This is a genomic window from Cytophagales bacterium (assembly GCA_033344775.1).
Lineage (GTDB): Bacteria > Bacteroidota > Bacteroidia > Cytophagales > Cyclobacteriaceae > JAWPMT01.
In genome coordinates this window covers 1,955,203-1,974,306 of the sequence record JAWPMT010000005.1, presented here as the reverse complement: position 1 = coordinate 1,974,306, position 19,104 = coordinate 1,955,203, and the positions used below count along the sequence as shown (strand labels likewise).

The window sequence follows — 19,104 nt, the reverse complement described above, 5'->3', positions numbered from 1 at the left end:
CTTATGTCAAAATTTTTTTTCCAAAACAACTAAAGAACTTTAGCACTCTTAGCAAAATATTAACTCCTACCAGGGTAAAATGATGGGGTATATGAAGGTGGGAAATGACAGATACATCCGTCGAAGACGTACATCAAAAGGAACAGGAAAGAGAGAAGCATCTTTTTAATCATGGGATACGTGGCGAACTGCCTGATGTCGGCGGCCCAGTTCGTTACAATGATCAATCGGAAACCCACCCCACCAGCGAAAAAGCTAAGCAGAAACAACGCTTAAAAGATGAGTTTATGCGGGTGGTTGATGTAGTCAGTGAAGCCTACAACCGGATGTTAGAACGTTTTGATAAAGAACTTACCGAATTAAGCATTCAAATTCAGGAATTAGAAACAAAAATGCAGGCAAACCGGGATCAGTGGGATTTGAATATTGAAAGGCTCAACGATATTGATAATGTTCTTCTTGGGGTTGAGGATGGTGGAAAGTTAGACAGGTCCGAAGCTTACAGGATTATGGCGGATCACTTTGAAACAGAAATTTCAGAAAACACCTCAGATGCAGAATTATTATTGCTACTTGAGAAAGTGCGCAAGGAAGCGCGTGAGGGTAATAAGGTCTTAGATCAACGATTTGTAGGAATGGAAAACATGCATGGTCAAAAGCGTCAACGAGAGCAACGTGTCTTAAATGCCAAAACGGAACTAGAGGCTATCAACAAAAATTCTGAATTAAATGATGACCAGAAAGTCGCAGCAATTCAACAGCTTCGTAGGAAGACAGGGGCAAAAACACTTCATGCCAGTGCTACAGAAACCCAGGATCAGGAAGCTGGTCAATTGGCTGATGAGGTTGTAAAGAATGATGTATCAGAAATGTTTAGGAACGAAAGTACAGGTTTATCTATTCCGGGAATGGGCTAGGAATCGTTCATATATGAGCTTTCTATGAGAAGTGTCAAAATTTACTTCTGAGAAGTCGGATATTGTGCATAATAACGTCTTTTGATATGAGGCAATAACGCGTAAAGTTCATTCCCATCTACAGGCCCATTCAAATCGTTTTCAATGAAGTAGACAAAGGCGGTACCTAAATTTTCAGGAACCTCCTCAATAAAGAACTTAAATGGAACTTCAAGAGAGTCAAATTTCTGTTCCAGAAACTTTAGATACTTATCGTATTGATCCCTGAAACTCGTTCCTCTTAATACAGCTATTGTAAGCACATCGTGCTTCTCTGAATAGTTACCTGCTTGCCTGAAGATGGTTTCTTCTTTTTCGTGATTTTGTGCCACTGCAGGATGTGATGAGAATAAAACACCCAACGCGAGAGCAAATAGGTATCGCATATTCTGAATTTAATTTTCGGGTTTATTGAAATTGGACCTAAGAAAATGGCTTTCTGGTTCCTGTCTGGCCGAAAATTAGATATAGTGTGCCAACCTATTTGTTTATTGAATTTGAATTGAAAATTCTACTTCCATAGAAGTTGTCCAGTCTAAACGGATTTGGCGAGTGATTGACCTCCTGCCATAATTGAGGCCCCTAAAGTGAAAAAAACGGCCTTATAGAGCTATATAGATCCTATTTGAGAGAATTTCTGAACAGTTTAATCAGAATAGGGAATTGTGAGAGAGTGTCGCTGTATTTATCTTCAATCTTTGAAAAATCAATTTGGACGGTATCCTCAACAAGAATCAAGAATAATAGGGACTTCACATTTGAATTCATTCGATAAAAGTCCTTAAGACCTTCTAGTGTTTTTAAAGTGTCGTTTTTCTTGCCCGTGCTATCAATATACTTGGCTTCGATAATTATTGAATTTCCTTTTATCGAAAAGTCAGCATTTTTGGTATTTCCATCAAAAGTTACGGCAATGTTTTCAGGCTCAGTGCTAGGAATCCAAGGTCTTAGAATCAAGTGAATCAAGTTTTGAAAGTCATATTCACTGGATATTTTTAGTGTTCCTACATTAATGTTTTTTGCTTTAAGGCCATTCCTGAATTTTTCTGGAACATCAAAAATTCTCGCAATAATATTGCTAAGGCTAAAACAAACAGCCTTCCAGTCACTCCCGAGAAAGGTAATAGGAAGGTTCTCACTATCCAATTTAGATAGCAACAAGGAAATCTGTTTATCCAATGAAGCTGTAAGAAACCTCTGTCTCGTTTTTACTAAGTGAAATATTATTGAATTCAACTGATCCTTCCAGCCTGTTGAGGCCTCTTCGTAAGTGATCAGATTCCAAAGTTTCATTCTAAATTCCTCATGATTTTGGTGCACTTTATCCTGATAACCCGAGATACCTACAATATGAATTGGAGGTTTGATAGATGGATTCATGGTGATTTCCTTCAAAAAACTTACGCCATTTGAAGCGTTACAATCTCCATTTTCTTCAATTGGCAATACTAGATCCAGTATCATCAAGTCAAAGTAATTATGATATAGAAGTTTCCTTGCTTGCTTTGTACTACTAACTATATCAATCTCTGTTTCGTTAATATCATTGGTAATTAGTATCGTTTCTTTAATACTTTGTTGTTTACTTGGGTTATCATCAACTAATAAAATCCTAATCATCAATCAACATTTAAAAGTTGTGATAATTTCTCTTTCCACTCTTCATCGATCTGTGAATAAAAAACATATCCAATATAGTTCTCTGAAAATTGCGTACGAAGCTCATTGTCAAGCTCGGTTATTTTAGTGCCGTCGTCAAAACTTCCATGCATTGTAACAACTATCGCCCTTGTTGGAATATCTCTAAGGAACATTTCTTTTAGTATTTTTTTCCCGGCCAATGGCATCCAGGAACCACCATTATCTTCCGAGGAAATATCATAATTCGGCATACTGATGTCCAAAAGAAGGGCATCATAGTCATCCGAATTATTAATCAATTCCTTTAATCCACTGATGTAGGAATTTTTTGTGACAATAGCTGTTATACCAGGTTTATTATTCAAAAACTTGTGGATCTGAGCTTGTTTTAAAGGATGATCTTCAATGAATAATATTTTCATACCACTATGTCTCTAGCATCAATATTCAGGTTTACGAAAAACCAGTCTTTTTCATCTGAAATTCTTGTAGTCAAGCAATTAGTATGTTCATTTTTTAAGTCATATGTAATGATTTTGTAAGCTTTATGATAGCCAGATTTACCCTCGTTAAGTAGCTTATCAAAATCCAGTATATTCCCTTTCCACACAGTCTCCAATGCCTCAATACTTTCGTCATCGGTTATTTCATTTGAAATTTGGATAGTTAGACCGTTCTCTCGGGTTGATGTAACAATCTTGCAAGGAATATCAAGAACCTCTTCATTTGAGTGCTTAATAATATTCTCTAGAAATATTCTAAGTAAATCAGCAAAATGCGTTTTATACTCACCTTTAATCGGTGGATCACTTTTACTTTCCAAGTCAAATATTAACTTTTTGAATGGGCTACTTTTATTGGTGTATTCAACAATGATATTTGCTAGTTCACTAAGCTTAAAATCAGAAGCCTTAATTTCGCTACGCTTGAACCACCTGCTTATTTTTTGCATTACAGTTTGGGTCTCGGTCGAGCAATCTTTTATTGATTTGATTAATTGGTGATTAGCAGATTTTCCGAATTGAGCTACGAGGCTAATTTCTAATTCGTTAAAATATGAATTGAACTGGCCGAGTATTTCATTTTCAATTCTTGTACGTATTATCTCTAAGTTTTCATCGGTTCTTCTCCAAAGAACAGCGAAAATACCTTTGATGAAATCCTCGAAATTATCATTTGCAACTGTGGCAAAAACAGAGTGATACCACAGGTCATTTGGATCAAAGTCGTAGTTAAACCAACCTTCGCTATTGCTATCTTTATTAAACACCTGAAGATGTTTTTTGATTAGATCAAAAATAAGTCCGTCGACTTTGCTTGAGAAGTCTGCCAATAATACTTGTAACTGTTCTTTTTCGTCGTGAGAATAGCCCCCATATATCATGTCCCAATGATAGTTCCTTCTATAATTGGACGAGCTTCCTTCCTTAAGAGTAATCAGATTATGAGTTTCAAAAATTGGCCTTAATTCCCCAATTAGTACGCCATGTCTGATTCTTGTGCTCAAGTATGCGACTATTCCATATTGGCTGTTAAGAAATTTATCTTTTATTGCTTCGAAAAGCTCCGAATAAATATCAAAAACAGGGTTACCAGAATATTCAATTTTTTCAACTTCAGTATCTTCACCTGAAGCGTACGTTGTTAATTCACCCCCCTTTAGATATAGAAGTTTACTGTCTCCAGCTATACCATAAATAACTTTGAATCTATCATAAACGGCTTCGAAATCCTGAAGACCCTCATCTATGATTCCTTGCTCATTGACGTAAATTTTACTCTCATCTAGGTCTATTAAACCTTGTTGTATTACTAGTATGTTCTGTATGCTTTTTATTTCATCTTCGATACTCTTGTTTTCAATGACTTTTGTTTTTAAGAAATTGGCTATTGCCAATCTTTCTTCAAGTCTATCTTTAGAGTTTTCTATAAAAGTTGAGTGCATTAGCACTTTTGGGCTGCAGCAAAATTCAAGGAAGTAAAGAATTTTCGTTTTATCAAACTGATCAAACTTTTCTAATAGTTGCGATGGTTTTTCTACACCATAAGAAGTATTAAAAAGTTCGTAGGCAATATGTGTTTCTACATCGTCAGCATTAACAATAGTATAAAATATTGGAAGATTAATTGACCTTGATACATTTCTAAATCTGTTGGAACTAATTTTCTCTAACAACTCTCTAGTTTCAACTTTTTCGATGATATAATTATTTTGAAAGAAACTCGATACAAATAAGTCAATGCATGAATCTGCTTTGTCAAGGGTCAGGTAACACTTGAATAGGTTTATTAATGCTGTTTCATAAATTGGCGTTGTATCTTTGTAATGATGAATCAGGAATTCCCATTCCTTAATAGCTCCAATAAAATTTTTACTCTCCTGTAATTTTCGAGCTATTTCAATCTTGTATTGTCCTTCAGGAATTTTCTGCTCAAACTTGATCAGAGACTCTACACCTTTTAATTTTTCAAGAAAAAACTGGACTGTAATTGAGTCAGGAAACCTACTGGAAAGTAAATTCAAAAATTCTTTCTTCTCCTCCTTCGAAGTGTATATTTCATGAATAATTGGGTTCGCAACATTGTATGAAAACTTTGCTATAAGATTTCGTTCTTTACTTCCTTGACTTTGATTAAATACGTAATCGGTAATTCCATAACTTATAGAGTTACTGGATAAATTATTGGCTATTCTTAATAGGTTTAATCTCGCTTGATCTGGATTTCCTTTTACGGAAGTGCTTTTAAATAAAGCGTTCAATATTTCATTCTGGATACTTTTTACGGAACCTACTGGTATGAATTCCTTCTTTTGATAAATCAACGTTTTTACATACAGAAGATATAGGTCGAATTGGTTTGGTTTTTTTAAAAGTAGTTTTGCCAAATCCTTTTCAGCTTCGTTGTATAGCCCAGTAGTATATTTATCAATTGCCCGTATTTCATCCTTACTTTGTTTTACATCGAATGCGGGAAAAATTGTATCCCCAGAGAATAGTTTTAGCTTATATAAAATAGGGTCTTTTACCTTTCGAAGTAAATAATTAATCCTGTTTCTGAGATAGTACTTCGTTCTTTCATGATTTGGGTCGTCTTCATTCAAATAACTTGAAACAGCAAGCAAGCTGGTCAAAACCCTCGTGAGATTTAGATATCTGTCGGTTATACTATGCTTGAAATCTAAAGAAAGAATTGCGGGATAGTCAGAAAAATCTAAATGACTGAGAAATGTGAGTTTGAATCGATAGTAATTCCTGAAAGCGTTTTTGGTTTTGTGGCTTTTCAGTTTATTTAACCCAATTTCTAATTCGTTAAAATATCTATTTACAGAAAGCGAGTGTTCAGCTCGTAAGCTTAAATAATGCGCTAGTGACTTGGTAATTCCTTTGCTTAGATTATCAGTATTAAATGAACTTAAATACTTCTTATTTTCTGAAGCCTTACCTGAAAGCTCAAATAGTACGAATCTATTCTCGAGTGTCCATAGAGAGCAACAAATGTTCTCCTCTATTTTCGAGAGATATTTTTCGGCTTCGGTGTAATTACCAATTATTAAATTCTCGTCGTAAAGTTCTTTATAAAACAGAAACAGGTTTATTTCATTACGATATTTTCGAACACCTATAAGGCATTGATTTAACTCTGCATGAATATTGTCACCCAAATACGGCGTCTCTTTCAAACTACCAAGAAATGAGTAATCACTTGGCAACGGATTTCCATGGATTAGTTGGTTATTTGCCTTTGGTAAGTTGCGCTCCAAAAAATCCATTGAGTGGCACAATTGGGTGAAATCCAATGTCCCTTTCAATTCATGAAAAGCTCTCTTTCTATCCTTCGGCTTCCCATTTAGCATATGGTATTTATCTCTTGATACTTTTATACCATACGGAACATTTTTTTTCTTTTTGGGCATTTGTATTGAGTAGTGGATAGCTGATAAAGTTAGCGTAAAACTCTTTTAATTCTCCTATTTGGACTAAGCCAACTTCTAATTTTGTTTTGCGAGGTATTGTAGAGCTATTTATAACGTTGCATGCTGATTTTTGGTTGTTTAGCAACAAAATATATAATTAACGTAATTCTTGATATTCCTTATTTCACTCTTGATTTTTTGTCCGAGAATATCTAATACTCGGACAGTTATAGTGTGAAAGGGGGAATTATGTATAAATACTCACTATCACTACACGACAAGACTGGTCAACGAAAATATCTCAATCAGAAAGAGCGCCTGAGGTTCTTAGAAGTTACCAAACAGCAATTGATTGAAGTCAAACTTTTCTGTCAATTAATCTTTTATACAGGGGCTCGCATTTCAGAGATTCACAATTTGAAAAAAGATAGTATTGACCTGTCAAATGGCACTGTAGTTGTTGAAACCCTTAAAAAACGCCAGAAAGGTATCTTTCGAGAAATTCCAATTCCAGATTACCTACTAAAGGATTTGAAATGCTTTATTGATGGATTAAAGCCAGAAGAAAGCTTATGGTGGTTTTCTCTTCGTACAGCATCTAGACGAATAAAAGACTGCATGGAAGCCGCCAATATTAAAGGGGTACGGAGTTCTGCCAAGGGCTTACGACATGGTTTTGCCGTTCATGCAGTTTCAACAGTCCCATTAACCCTTGTAAAGAAATGGCTCGGCCATAGTAGATTAGAAACGACTGAAATATATCTTGATATTGTTGGTGTTGAAGAGCGGGACATCGCTAGAAGATTTTGGGAATTTTAGTACATAAAGTTACATGAGACTGGGTGTTGAAAAAATTAAATAGAGCTGAAACAAGTCAGGTTAGTTAAAGAAATAGATGAGTATTTCTTAATTATTACAATATTCTATGGTATAATTTCAATAAATCTTCTCATATAATTTGTTTTCCGCTGTATACAGTATTATTTTGAATATCATGAATGCTGCATTAAAGTGCAAAAAAGCCTATTTCATCACGCCTTTCTACCATTTCATCGATTTTATGACACTATTTTTCAATGTTAAGCGTATATTAAGATAGAGTTATGAAATATCATCAATATTATTTCGTAGACGCACAACGAATTCTTGACAAGAATTTTACGTTAGCCGAAAACCAAGAATATGGTTTTAGTCTGTATTGTGGAAAATGGTGTTGTTACACGAAACGAGAAGGTAACAGTCTTCGAATTTTAGCTATTTTCTATGCTCCACAAGGTAGTGAAATCTATATAGAAAAAGCAGTGTCGGTTGCGTCTAAAATTTACACCAGAAATGATATTGCAAAAACTCTGAGTGTGGATTACAATCTTCATACCGTAGGAGAGACACGTATGTTGTCTAATGCGATAAATCAGAGAAACAAGTTACATGAGCTTGTTTTTAAGAATGGTTCTATGAGTTATTGGTTCGAACCAATACCTGTAGATTGGCCCGAAACTCTACTAAACCCTCAAAAAGGATTTACTCCAGTAGAGATGGGATTAATTCAAGCAACAAGAACACGGAAGCCCAAAAGTGATATGACTTTTTCAGATTTACCAAATGGAAAATCTCTGGTCAACAAACTGAATAAACGCGGTTTTGATATTAAACTTTCTGATCAATTTAGTGTAAGTGATGAGATACCCAATGAAGATGAATTCTGGGATAAATTTGAATTGGGTTTAGAAGAGGTGGACGAAGAATCGAAAGTCTCAGATGAACAACATCAAAATTTTAGAGAAACTCTGACCAAAAACCTGTAATTCCACCTTCCGTGTCGCAAATATTCAACGGTGGGGAATATTACGAGTTCTTCAAAGAAAAATACCCCAACCACAAAGACAAAGCCGGTTTAAGTTATAAATTTCTCATGGAGCACGTTGAGAAATTTCAAGTCGTTTATTATTCACAACGACAGGAGATGCCAAGTGTTGAGGTTATAAAATTTGCAATTGAAAAATACGGGCTTGTTGAAAAGTCCATCGCACTTGCTGAACGTGAATTGTATTCGTATGAAAAGGATCTTTTAATCGTATTAAGGGATTTGTCAAATCAAAAAAAATCATTCGGCACACAATTTAGTGCTAGCCTAGCTGCTCAGGTAGCATTTTTTATACTCTTAGCTTTGATTTTTTTATTGACCGCTGTTTTTGACTCGGACCTCGGAAAGCAGATTTTGGAATTTATTGGGAAATTCACGTAAGTCCTACGTAAGTGAATTCCAGATGCATACTATCGCACGATATAGATCCTTTTTTGTTGACTTCGGGATCTTGATCCGATAGGACCTCGCCCTTACTCAAATCGAGAGAGCCCTCTCTCAATTTATCATAACCCTAACCTTAAAAAGGAGTTTGCCGATGCGCAACAGCCTATTCTACGGCGAAATCGCCGATAAAATCACAGACTATTTGTGTAAAAACCCAGATCATATGATGCAAATTGATCGCTCAATTAGTAATAGTCACGACCCAGGGGGGACTATCTGGACTGTTGTTTCTGAGGCCGCATACGTATTCGATAACGTTGAGGGGTTAGCAGAGGACGAGGATATTAATCTTATCAATGCTGTAGGTGAATACTCTAACGAGATTCTTGATCATTTATTAGTTGGGGACGTACCAAAGCCAATTCAGATGGTGGAAATGGCTTCCCGGAGTATTCAGACGACTATGTAAACTCATTCTAGAGCGGGTTGTGTGGAGAATTCAATCTCTTCACAACCCCAATTTTCCTATCCCTGCTCGCCAAAAGAAAGAATATTCATGTTTGACCTTACTAAGGAATTCGAAGAAGTCCGCCTTGTTTATAAGAATAAAATCAAAGCCCAATACCGTCCCATGGTTCGTCAGCCTAAAGAAGCTCAGGTCATATTAAGACAACATTGGGATGAATCTCAGATTGAACTTGTAGAGGAAGCGAAGCTCTTGCTCCTTGACCGAGATAAGCGATTAATGTCGATTGCAGAGCTTGCAAAAGGAGGAACCTCCAGTGTGATTATTGATCCCAAAATTGTATTTGCTATCGCTCTGAAAAGACGAGCTAGTGGAATAATTGTAGCCCACAATCATCCAAGCGGTCAGTTGAAGCCTAGTGATGCGGATATGAGATTAACAAGAGACCTACAATCTGCAGGACGATTTCTGGGTATCCAAATGATCGATCATATAATAATGACCAGAGATGGGTATCACTCCATGCTCTCAAATGATTTTTAGACAGTCTCATGACTATTGGGATACATAAAAAATCAAGAAGAGATATAGATGAACGAAATTCTAAGAAATTTTTCACAAAATCAACATGAATGGAACTTGGAGGTAATTAGTGATTTGCCAGAATCCTTACCTGTGTTAGAATCAACTGTCAAAGGATTAGAGCCATTATTTGTTGAATTCCTAGCTGAAATGGAGGGTGGGAGCGAGTATGAAGAAACGAGTAGCCATTTACCTACGAGTATCAACACCAAGACAAGCAAAACAGGATATTTCAATCCCAGATCAACGAAATCAAGCACGAAGCCATTGTAATGCAAAAGGCTGGGATATTGTAAGAGAATTTATCGAGCCAGGTAAAAGCGCTACGGACGATAGGCGTCCCATATTTCAAAAGATGATTTCAGAAGCGTGCAGTAATAACCACCCTTTTGATGTTATTCTAGTTTACTCATATTCAAGGTTTTTTCGTGATGCAGTTGATTCCGGTGTATATCGCCGTAAGCTGGAAAAGTATAATGTAAGCGTTGATTCTATTACACAGGACTTTGGTGATGGGCATGATGGTGAACTGCTTAAACAAATTATTGCCGCAGTTGATGAGCACGCCAGTAAGGAAAATGGAAAAAATGTGCTTAGCCGCATGATAGAGAACGCAAAGCAAGGGTTTTGGAACGGTGCCGTTCCTCCTTTTGGGTTCAAAACTATAGTCGCTGAGGTTCGAGGTGATACGAAAAAGAAAAAGTTAGCAATTAATCCTAAAGAAGCCGACGTCGTCAAAACCATTTATAAACTTTACCTAACGGGCGAAGCTGATTCCGGTGCGATGGGAATAAGAGCCATCACATCTTGGCTTAATGAGCGAGGCTATAGGAAAAAGAATGGAAAGCTTTTCTACGCCAATAACGTTCATACTATTCTTACGAGTCCCATTTATTCTGGCACGTATTTGTTTAATACTAAGTGTGCTAAAACAGGAAATCTTAAACCTCGCTCTGATTGGGTTACGATAAAGTGTCCTGCCATTGTGGATAAGGAACTATTTGAAAAGGTCCAAAATCTTTTAAAACAGAAGCAATCAAATGTTACCCCAACTCGAAACCATTCAGCGTGTACATTATTGAGCGGTATTGCCAAATGTGCCAAGTGTCAATGCAATTATATGCTAATGACATCTGGTAAAGGGAAGCAGTACCGGTATTATAAACCCTCTCATAAGGTCCGATCAGGCTATAACAGCTGTGATTGTCGTAACATTCCTATGCAGTACTTGGATGACTTAGTTATGGACCAAGTTATTGATAAGATGCTGAATGTTGATTTCATAAAAGCAATCATCAAGGAGCTATCTGAAGCTCAAAAAAATCACTGCCCCTCTATTCAAACAGATTTGCAACTTCTAAGAAAAGAAATGCGAGAAACCGAAAAACGTTTAAATAACCTTTATGAGACACTTGCTGAAGGTAAGGTTAAGGATTTTGAAACCTTCAATGAGTTTATCGATAAGGAAAACTTACGTTTTCAGGATTTAAGGCAGCAAATTAAAATTAAACAACAACAGCAGAGTCGAGTTTATAATTTTTCAAATACCCAAATTGATCGTTTCACAAGAAAATTTAAGGACTCTCTAAGAAATGGTCCAGTGGAATTCAAAAAACAGAGACTGCAGGAAATTGTAAGTGAGATTGAAATTGAACAAGATAAAATTCTAATCAAAGCATCTAAACCCGTACTTGCCGAGATTATGCTTAACATGAAAAAAGGAGAGAATAGTGAGGTTCGTATTTCGGAACGAAAATGGTGGGCCATTCCAGATACAGATACGCAAATCATATTACAAATCGATTTGTCTAGAAAGTATTAATTGATTTTCCCGCTTTAATAGACATTATCACGGTCTATTTATTATAGAGATACGAGTATCTCTCAGGAGTCCTTGTTTTCTACCAAAATTCAAGGATTACAAGCCTTCTTTTTTCAATACAAATTGAACCGTGATAACCTTTAATTAAAGGGATCAATTTTTTTGATTATTTATCCTGAAAGGCATCTATTTTATTATTAAAAATTAAATGTGCCTTACTGGTCCCTTTCAGATGTCTCGCCCCATGTCTTTATTTCGACTAGAAGAATTAATATGTTGATGGAGGCTTATTCTTGCTTGTTCCCGCTCAAATTCTTTTACCCCTGCGTCGAAGGCTCTCATTTTACTACTAGGTTCTTCCTTTGGCCTGTCCATACCTTTGAATATCTCTGGCATTGACTTGCGAAGATTATAGCCCCGATTAAACCATTGCTTATACTCTGCTGAAACGTTTAATTCCTCCTCCATTTCTAAAATGTATCTTTTGCATATTGGTCTAAATATTCGTTAATCGAATTACGATCATAAAGAATGATTTTTTTACTAGGTTTTGTAAACCTGATTTTCCCTTCGTCTCGTAACCCTTGGAGAGTAGAGAGGGCCTTTATTCCAAGCATTCTCATGGCTTCTGTACCATCAATCCAAGTATCTGGCGCAAATGTTCTCTTTTCTTCCAAACGATCAACCACACGCTCGACAAGCGCGAAAAAAGCATCTTCTTCTAAGCAAATGACTTCCATGCGTTTTCAGCTCATTCCTAAGTCTTTCAGCGTCTTTTGTAGGCTATCGCTTATCCTCAGCCTTTTGTCCCGCTCAATGTTTTTACTGCCTTTTGAGGTGATTGCACAAACATAAGCAGGGTAATCATAGCCTTTACTTGAGTTATTCTTGTGTTGCATTGGTCGAAGGTTTTCTAAGTCATCCGTGCCACCGTTTTTTTTAGGAAATGCATGATCGACGCTCCATCCGTATTCTGTTTTTTCACCATATTGATCTTTTTTTATCCAAGCACCGCATGGGTCGGTTCTCAAATTAATCGGGTCAGGGCTCCCTGCTGGTTCTGCCTTTTTCCAAATTTCTTCGATTTCTTTTTCAGTATAATCTGACACGCCATTCGTATTTTTAAGAAAAGTTAAGTGTTAAGTTAATGAAAACACAGCCATTGATCGAAGAATATGAACTCTATTGTATGCGCAAATTAGGTTTTTGATTGTATTTGTGCTTTACCTATGATTGTATCCTTCCCCAATCAAAAGAACGCCGAAAGCACGCCGGAAGGCATAAAAAAAGCACTTACGATTTCGTAAGTGCTTGGTATTCAAGTGGGCCCAAGGGTCCCAATTTCGAATTTTCTAGGTGCGGATACCCGCGCTATTCTGAATTTCTCTATGTGAGCTAGAGAGGTGTGATATCAATCAAAATCCATTTCAAATGAGAAATTCAACATCACAAAAAGTCACTCATTTATTCGAGTATCAAAATCAGATCCTGAGTCAGGGTCAGATCAAAATTGTCAAGACTGGAGTCTGGGTGATCGTTGGCCTTGTAGCAGGCCGTTTTGTATTGCAATTCTTGTCTGGAGCTATTCTGGCTTTCCATGATCTGGTTGCAGCTATCAGAAATCAACGGAACAATTGATCAAGTCAATTCAAGGTTGTGAGAAGCTTCAATAGAGGTCACTCCTTATCGAAGTATCACACCTCCTTGTGATTCTCTGATAACAAACTGCAATTCTTTCAACGCTTCAAACATCGAATAACATGAATAGTAATAAAGAAACTGACTCCTCTGGTAATCCTATCGAAATCCGCGAAAAATGGATAGCGACTGTTTTCAACTTCCGCACCTTCCTGATGTTGATTGTGAGTGGAGCAATGATCAATAACCTTGACCATAGTGCACATCTATATATGAAGATAAGCACTTCAGTCAGCCTCTACCACGCTTATTCAGTGGTCATCATATTTGACCTCATTGTCTTTGCCTTAATATGGATAGGAGATTCAAAAGCCGTCATCTTCGCCATTTCCATCTTCTTCATAAATGAGTTGGCCTGGGATGGTGTTGTTGTATTCTATGAACTCTTCTACCGCTTCTCTAACCCTGAACAGCAAATCGATCCTCATACTAGGAATTACCTCGAACTGATCACAAAAGCAGTTACGATGTTAATCTACGGAGGAACATTCGCTTTCACGGTCCATCATTTTAGTGAACTGTTCAAAGCTCAGATCATGAAGCGATCAAGGTTCAACAAGTTGGTCAATGACCTGAGAATCTATATCAACAAGCTCAGGTCAGAACTTAACCAATACCAGACTCAACTGAAATCTCATCAGGAAAAGGAACTAGAATTAACAGGTAACAATGATGAATTGAACAAGAAGCTTTCTAGTTGTGAGGAGAAGCTAACACGACAAGAACAGCTAAACACGGAACAACAAGATGAACTGGAAAACCTCCGAAATTTCAAAGAGCAAGCTGAAAAGGAGTTGATCTGTATCTGTGGCAAAAGCTTCAAAGACATGAGTTCCAAGTTTGGACATCAACGAAAGTGTAAGGTTTACAAAGCCAGTCAGGAAGAGAAGCTATCAGTCAATGGCTCACCGGTTGAACATGAACCCTGATCACGAAGCAACAGCAAAGAACAATAACTGATCAACATCCAATTCAAACTCTTTTCAAACAATTAAATCCATAACTAAAGCAACAATGATCTTTCTCCATTACCATACTGCCTTCAAAGCCCTTGATAGATATGTCAAAACCTACAACAGTAAAACTGAGGATCTATCGCTACAGATAAGACAAAGTGTTTCAGCAACAGCTAAGGAACTGATAAGACTATATGGTTCAGCGCTGATCAAAGCCAATGGAATAGAAAAAGTAGATAAGGACAATTTGCCATCACTGAGAACCAACAATGTGCAGCTGGCCAAATTGAGTCATTCAAGTACACGTACGGTCCAACGTCATATCCAGAAGTTAATGGAAGCAGGTGTGATCACCAGGAAAGTATGGCATGGTAGTAATGCTAGTTATGAGTTGTGGATAAACCCGGATATCCTGTTGGTAATGGAGAGAATAAGCCCAGATGAGGCAAAAAAGGCGCAAGATGTTAAATCAGCAAAAGAGGCCGTAGAAGCTCAGAAAGGCCATTTTGAAAAAGAACAAACGACAAAACGTCTACATACAGATGCTGGTAACACTTCTATGTAGTAAAGCAAAGTTTCCGTGAAAAATTGATTAATAAGAACTAATTCTCCCTTTTCTCTTAATCCCCTGATCGGGTAATTCAGAGTCAGAGGAATTCTCTGGTAAAACTGATTGGGGGTTCGATACCCCCTTTCAGTTTTAATATAACCGTCGGTATAAATCGTCACCGTCGGAATTCTCTGGTACGATCAAAAATAACATGTAACTATAAAAACAACCTTCTATTAACGGACTATCTATTGAGCCGCATTTCCTTTTTTAATTTTTATAATGATGTGAGCTGCAGACTAGAAAAAGCGGTCTTTGTATGAATAAAGCCGCAGTGTTACCTTCACAGTCTCACTACATAAAGGTTGGATTTTATAGTCCATTCATTTAACCACACTAATGATGTAGGTTTCATTATTTTTCAATACATATTTGATTCTACTCAATAACTTTTTGGCAATACGAATAATGGCTTTTGATGGAGGCATTCTTCCTATAAGTTTTTGATAGCACAGCATCAATGCTGGATCATGGCGAACAGCTACCCAGGCACTTTCGATGAGCATACTTCTCAGTCCACGATTACTTCTAGGGGTAATATGACCTACTCGGTCATGTTCTCCTGATGAATGAGTAGTAGGAATCAAACCAACATAGGCACATAAGTGGTCCAAATTACCGAAACGTTTGATGTCTTCCAATTCACTAATCAGCGTGATCGCCACGATAAAACCAATACCTGGAACACTCTGTAACAAAGCCACCTGAGTTGAAAACATATCCGATCTTGATATTTTTTTGAGATCTCTATTAACTGCTAATAGTTGTGTTCTTAATGAGGTAACGGTATCTATGAGATGATCCAAAACAGCTTTTACACCTTCTGATAGACCATCAAGCGATTTTAGCCATGTAGTGAATGCTTTTGACCAGTGCTTTGAACTTTGAGCATGAGCTAATGGTATGGCAATACCATAGTAGTACAGCAGCGACTTAACCCTCAACTTATGTCGGTTGATTTCTTTGATCAAAGTTTTTCTATACCTCACAAAAGTTCGTAGTTCCTCAAAAGCTAATGATGGAATGTGTATACTTTTCAATGTCCCATTGGCAAGTGATCTTACTATTCTTCTACTATCACGTTGGTCTTCCTTTTGCTTTTTCTCTTTGTCTGTAACTGGTATATCCGCAGGGTTAACCACCAGATTCTTTATGCCTAAAGAAGACAATCGTCGATGAATACTGAAACCACAAAATCCCGCTTCATAAGCTGACTCATAACTCGCGCCTGGATACCGTTTTGTTAGGTAATTATGCAGAGCCTCTGGATCCGCATCTTGGGAAAATGTTTTCTCCATTATTCCTGCTGTCATCAGGCTTACCTTCCAGCTCTTTAAATGAGCATCGATACCCACGTATATAGTTTGACCATTAAAATCCAATCCATTACCTTGTTTCTGCATAAGTTTCTTTTTTGCTTTCCCCTTAAGGTATTCCTTAGGGGGGAAACTTATGCATTGCTAACATAAGGACTAGAAACACTAATAATATAATAATAGATGTGGTTAACTCCATGAAAATACCTTCGAATGAGGGCATCAACAGCCGAAACGTCTCAACTGGCAACACTTCAAAAAGGCGTGAGCATGCGCTCACAAGTCCTCAAGCCTTTTCAGGCTACACTGGCAACACCCTTGCGGGACACACAGGGGAAAAAGTGGCAAAACAAGGCGAAAAGGCGGCGGGCCGGGCGGCGGCTGTGGATAACTGTGAGTTATCCGAAAAAGCCCACAAAGATGCAGGGGAAAAAGGGCGGCATCGAGTTGGAGAGGAAAACGGGGATAAATCCCCCGAAAATCCAGCTCGGGCCGCCACTTCCTTTTACGCAGAAAGGCTTTGGAATCTGGCTAAGAACGTGCTTTACAAGGATGTGTATCTCACCGAAAGGCAGGAATTGGCTGCAAAAAGGTTACTTCGGCAATGGTATGAACCGGTGAGTGAGGACCGCCTGACACGAGTCCATGAGATATACACCGAGCGCATCTTTCTGGTCAAAAAGTTTATCCTGAAAGACCCTGAGAATCGATTTGTACAACTACCTGACCGATATTTTGATCCGACGAACCGTCATGGCTTCACCGGAACCAAGAAGTGGTGGGAAGTACAGGAAAAACGCAAAAAGGAGGTTCAGCTTAAACTGATTCTGAATGCTCAAGTTAGGCGATATCTCAACAATGAAAAGAAAGATACTGCCAAGAGAAAGCCATCACTGGAAATGTATCGGGACTGTGAGCAGCGAATTGGAAAACTTGGAGATCCGATGTTGTTGAAGCAATTCCATGCTTCGATACTCTCTAGTCATTCCAATCTTCAACTGAATTAAAATCAAACAGAAATATTTCAAAACCCTTAAACCATAAACAATATGAAAACGACAATGAAAGAACAGCAAGCAACAGGAATCAAGAAAAGATTGACTTCCTTCAAGGATAATCTGTCATCGAACCTTTTCTATCGACATTAATTATATCAGTTGATATAAAACAACATAAGATAATATCAATTGATATATCCGTTATTCACGGTTTCATCGATTAACTTTCTCGCCACGTTTCATTTAATAATTACAATCATGAAAAATTTGACGAGAACATTTATTGCTTGCCTATTCTCTACTTTGTTATTCGCTTCTTGCAGCGGGTTGCAGGAAGACCTTTCTGAGGTTCAAGTATTGAATCCAGATGTTATCACAAAATCGAATGGAGGGGATGGTGGTGATCCAGAGTTGCCCGATGATGGTGAATAACACATACGTTGGGGGCCGAGAACCACTCTGCCCCCTGTACTGTGAAACCAGTATTTGGCAAAGTGGGAATTAGGCTGTACTTTTTCATTTCAGATTGAAATTGCTCGATCCTGACCATTCTTAAAAAGAACCTTAATGGCCAAGAAAAGAACACTCTTATTTCTTATTCCCTGCCTTATTTTGATTCATTGGAGTTGGGGCACTTCTAATTTTATTAGTCGTTTAGATAGTGCTAAAAAGAACGATGTGTTCTTAGCACTTGAAATGGCCAAAAGTCAACTTGTCGATGAAGGCCTTCTTTCAAGAGAAAAAGCGGAATTGTTCTATTGGCAAGGGAAAGTTCAATTTTCGGAATTGGGCGATAAAGAGAATGCAATCATCAACTTTTACAATGCACTAAAACACTTCAGGAAAATCAATGATTCAAAAAAAGAATATGCCTCTTTGACCTATTTGGCGTTATCTTATCAATCACTTTATCACTATGAATATGCTATTGATTACTTTAATGAGATCGTCACGTCTGTTCAGGGCTTAGATTCCCTAAGTATCATAAAGACCTTCTACAATCTTGGCAGCACCTACAGGCTCAATAAAGAATATCAAAAAGCTGAAGAGTCATTGAGAATATGCCTGGAATACTATAGGAGGCATGAAATTGAAAAGAAGCATAGAAATGCCGTGTTAGAAATGGGGCTTCTATTTCTCGATCAAAATAAGCTAAATGATTCTAAGACATATTACAATGCTAGTTTGAATATGTCTCAAAGTAGTAAGGACTCCATTTTCATCGGTCGAAGTTTAAATAGTCTAGGTTATATTCATTTACTGGAAGGAGATATTTCTACGGCAACCAATTTGTTATTAAATGGTCTTGCATATAAGAAAGCCACAGACGATAAACGAACTATGATCACTAGTTATTTGAACTTAGGTAAAGTCTACAAGCGTTCAAATCAATTAGAAAAAGCCATTCCAATGTTTGAGATTGCTTCTCAACTCGATCCAGCTTATGCCGATACTAAAAAGATAATTGAAGCACTTGAAAGTCTTTCATCTTATTATGAGTCTCAGTCAGATTTTGAAAAAATAGCAGAGATCAAATCAAAAATTATTGTTTTCACAAAGCCTTATATTGAGCTAAGCGAACGCCTCAAAATCCTTCATTCCCAATATCAAGCGGAGAGAGTATATCAATTGAACGAGAATCAAGAGCTACAAGCCTCATTAGCAATAGAACGGCAAAGGCTCATTATTATCTGCCTTACAGGGCTCATATTATTGATTGGTATCATCTGGCTGGCGCAGCACTACCGACGCTTAAGACGAGTGGATGACGATCTCATCATCTATCTGAAAAGGCATGTAAAAGTACTTAATCGTATTGGGCTTCGATACTCAATCGATGTTGACAAAATGATCGCCCAGGTAGAGAAAGAAGAGCAAGCCCGATCCTGATT

At 37.3% G+C, this 19,104-nt stretch carries 21 protein-coding genes; 13 read left to right on the top strand and 8 right to left on the bottom strand.

What is annotated here, in order from left to right; all coding sequences use genetic code 11:
* Positions 1-104: 104 nt before the first annotated feature.
* Complete coding sequence (locus R8G66_26085; protein ID MDW3195871.1) at positions 105-917, top strand: hypothetical protein; 813 nt, start codon at positions 105-107, stop codon at positions 915-917.
* A 41-nt stretch (positions 918-958) separates the two neighbouring features.
* Here the strand turns inward: R8G66_26085 and R8G66_26080 are convergent, their stop codons facing one another.
* The 4 genes from R8G66_26080 to R8G66_26065 all read right to left on the bottom strand — a co-directional run bounded on the left by R8G66_26080 (position 959) and on the right by R8G66_26065 (position 6,513).
* Positions 959-1,342, bottom strand: a complete 384-nt coding sequence (locus R8G66_26080; protein MDW3195870.1) for a hypothetical protein — start codon at positions 1,340-1,342, stop codon at positions 959-961.
* A 235-nt stretch (positions 1,343-1,577) separates the two neighbouring features.
* Positions 1,578-2,576: a hypothetical protein gene (locus R8G66_26075; GenBank protein ID MDW3195869.1), complete on the bottom strand. Its 999-nt coding sequence runs from the start codon at positions 2,574-2,576 to the stop codon at positions 1,578-1,580.
* Positions 2,576-3,019: a hypothetical protein gene (locus R8G66_26070; protein ID MDW3195868.1), complete on the bottom strand. Its 444-nt coding sequence runs from the start codon at positions 3,017-3,019 to the stop codon at positions 2,576-2,578. Before R8G66_26070 ends, R8G66_26075 begins: the two co-directional genes overlap by 1 nt.
* Positions 3,016-6,513 (bottom strand): hypothetical protein, encoded by a 3,498-nt coding sequence (locus R8G66_26065; GenBank protein ID MDW3195867.1) that lies wholly within the window; start codon positions 6,511-6,513, stop codon positions 3,016-3,018. Before R8G66_26065 ends, R8G66_26070 begins: the two co-directional genes overlap by 4 nt.
* Positions 6,514-6,762: 249 nt before the next feature.
* On the opposite strand from R8G66_26065, the gene R8G66_26060 reads away from it, so the two are divergent.
* From R8G66_26060 to R8G66_26035, 6 genes are all read left to right on the top strand, one after another.
* Positions 6,763-7,332 carry a site-specific integrase gene (locus R8G66_26060; protein ID MDW3195866.1) on the top strand — a complete coding sequence of 190 codons (570 nt, stop codon included), beginning with the start codon at positions 6,763-6,765 and terminating at the stop codon, positions 7,330-7,332.
* A gap of 284 nt (positions 7,333-7,616) precedes the next feature.
* Positions 7,617-8,318, top strand: coding sequence for a hypothetical protein (locus tag R8G66_26055; GenBank protein ID MDW3195865.1), 702 nt, complete (start codon positions 7,617-7,619; stop codon positions 8,316-8,318).
* An 11-nt stretch (positions 8,319-8,329) separates the two neighbouring features.
* Positions 8,330-8,758 carry a hypothetical protein gene (locus R8G66_26050; protein ID MDW3195864.1) on the top strand — a complete coding sequence of 143 codons (429 nt, stop codon included), beginning with the start codon at positions 8,330-8,332 and terminating at the stop codon, positions 8,756-8,758.
* 157 nt (positions 8,759-8,915) lie between these two features.
* Positions 8,916-9,233 (top strand): hypothetical protein, encoded by a 318-nt coding sequence (locus R8G66_26045; GenBank protein MDW3195863.1) that lies wholly within the window; start codon positions 8,916-8,918, stop codon positions 9,231-9,233.
* Between the two features lie 87 nt (positions 9,234-9,320).
* Positions 9,321-9,773: a JAB domain-containing protein gene (locus R8G66_26040; protein ID MDW3195862.1), complete on the top strand. Its 453-nt coding sequence runs from the start codon at positions 9,321-9,323 to the stop codon at positions 9,771-9,773.
* 208 nt (positions 9,774-9,981) lie between these two features.
* Positions 9,982-11,634 (top strand): recombinase family protein, encoded by a 1,653-nt coding sequence (locus tag R8G66_26035; GenBank protein MDW3195861.1) that lies wholly within the window; start codon positions 9,982-9,984, stop codon positions 11,632-11,634.
* Positions 11,635-11,862: 228 nt separating this feature from the next.
* Here R8G66_26035 and R8G66_26030 read toward each other — a convergent pair whose 3' ends face one another.
* From R8G66_26030 to R8G66_26020, 3 genes are read right to left on the bottom strand one after another with little or no spacing between them, the layout of a single operon-like run.
* Positions 11,863-12,102, bottom strand: coding sequence for a hypothetical protein (locus R8G66_26030; GenBank protein MDW3195860.1), 240 nt, complete (start codon positions 12,100-12,102; stop codon positions 11,863-11,865).
* Positions 12,103-12,104: 2 nt separating this feature from the next.
* Entirely contained in the window at positions 12,105-12,374 is a 270-nt protein-coding gene (locus R8G66_26025) for a helix-turn-helix domain-containing protein (GenBank protein MDW3195859.1), read from the bottom strand.
* A 6-nt stretch (positions 12,375-12,380) separates the two neighbouring features.
* On the bottom strand, positions 12,381-12,743 hold the full coding sequence (locus R8G66_26020; protein MDW3195858.1) for an HNH endonuclease signature motif containing protein: 363 nt from the start codon (positions 12,741-12,743) through the stop codon (positions 12,381-12,383).
* Between the two features lie 322 nt (positions 12,744-13,065).
* Here R8G66_26020 and R8G66_26015 point away from each other — a divergent pair, with 322 nt between their 5' ends.
* The 3 genes from R8G66_26015 to R8G66_26005 all read left to right on the top strand — a co-directional run bounded on the left by R8G66_26015 (position 13,066) and on the right by R8G66_26005 (position 14,853).
* Complete coding sequence (locus R8G66_26015) at positions 13,066-13,272, top strand: hypothetical protein (GenBank protein ID MDW3195857.1); 207 nt, start codon at positions 13,066-13,068, stop codon at positions 13,270-13,272.
* A 122-nt stretch (positions 13,273-13,394) separates the two neighbouring features.
* A complete protein-coding gene (locus tag R8G66_26010; protein MDW3195856.1) occupies positions 13,395-14,261 on the top strand; it encodes a hypothetical protein in 867 nt (288 codons plus the stop codon).
* 85 nt (positions 14,262-14,346) lie between these two features.
* Positions 14,347-14,853, top strand: a complete 507-nt coding sequence (locus R8G66_26005) for a winged helix-turn-helix domain-containing protein (GenBank protein ID MDW3195855.1) — start codon at positions 14,347-14,349, stop codon at positions 14,851-14,853.
* A gap of 368 nt (positions 14,854-15,221) precedes the next feature.
* On the opposite strand, the gene R8G66_26000 is transcribed toward R8G66_26005, so the two are convergent.
* On the bottom strand, positions 15,222-16,301 hold the full coding sequence (locus R8G66_26000; GenBank protein ID MDW3195854.1) for an IS110 family transposase: 1,080 nt from the start codon (positions 16,299-16,301) through the stop codon (positions 15,222-15,224).
* Positions 16,302-16,411: 110 nt separating this feature from the next.
* Here R8G66_26000 and R8G66_25995 point away from each other — a divergent pair, with 110 nt between their 5' ends.
* The 3 genes from R8G66_25995 (at position 16,412) to R8G66_25985 (ending at position 19,102) form a co-directional block, all read left to right on the top strand.
* On the top strand, positions 16,412-17,221 hold the full coding sequence (locus R8G66_25995; GenBank protein ID MDW3195853.1) for a hypothetical protein: 810 nt from the start codon (positions 16,412-16,414) through the stop codon (positions 17,219-17,221).
* Between the two features lie 249 nt (positions 17,222-17,470).
* Complete coding sequence (locus R8G66_25990) at positions 17,471-17,644, top strand: hypothetical protein (protein ID MDW3195852.1); 174 nt, start codon at positions 17,471-17,473, stop codon at positions 17,642-17,644.
* Positions 17,645-17,779: 135 nt separating this feature from the next.
* The gene (locus tag R8G66_25985) at positions 17,780-19,102 is read left to right on the top strand and encodes a hypothetical protein (GenBank protein MDW3195851.1); all 1,323 of its coding nucleotides are present in this window, start codon (positions 17,780-17,782) and stop codon (positions 19,100-19,102) included.
* The last annotated feature ends 2 nt before the right edge of the window (positions 19,103-19,104 follow it).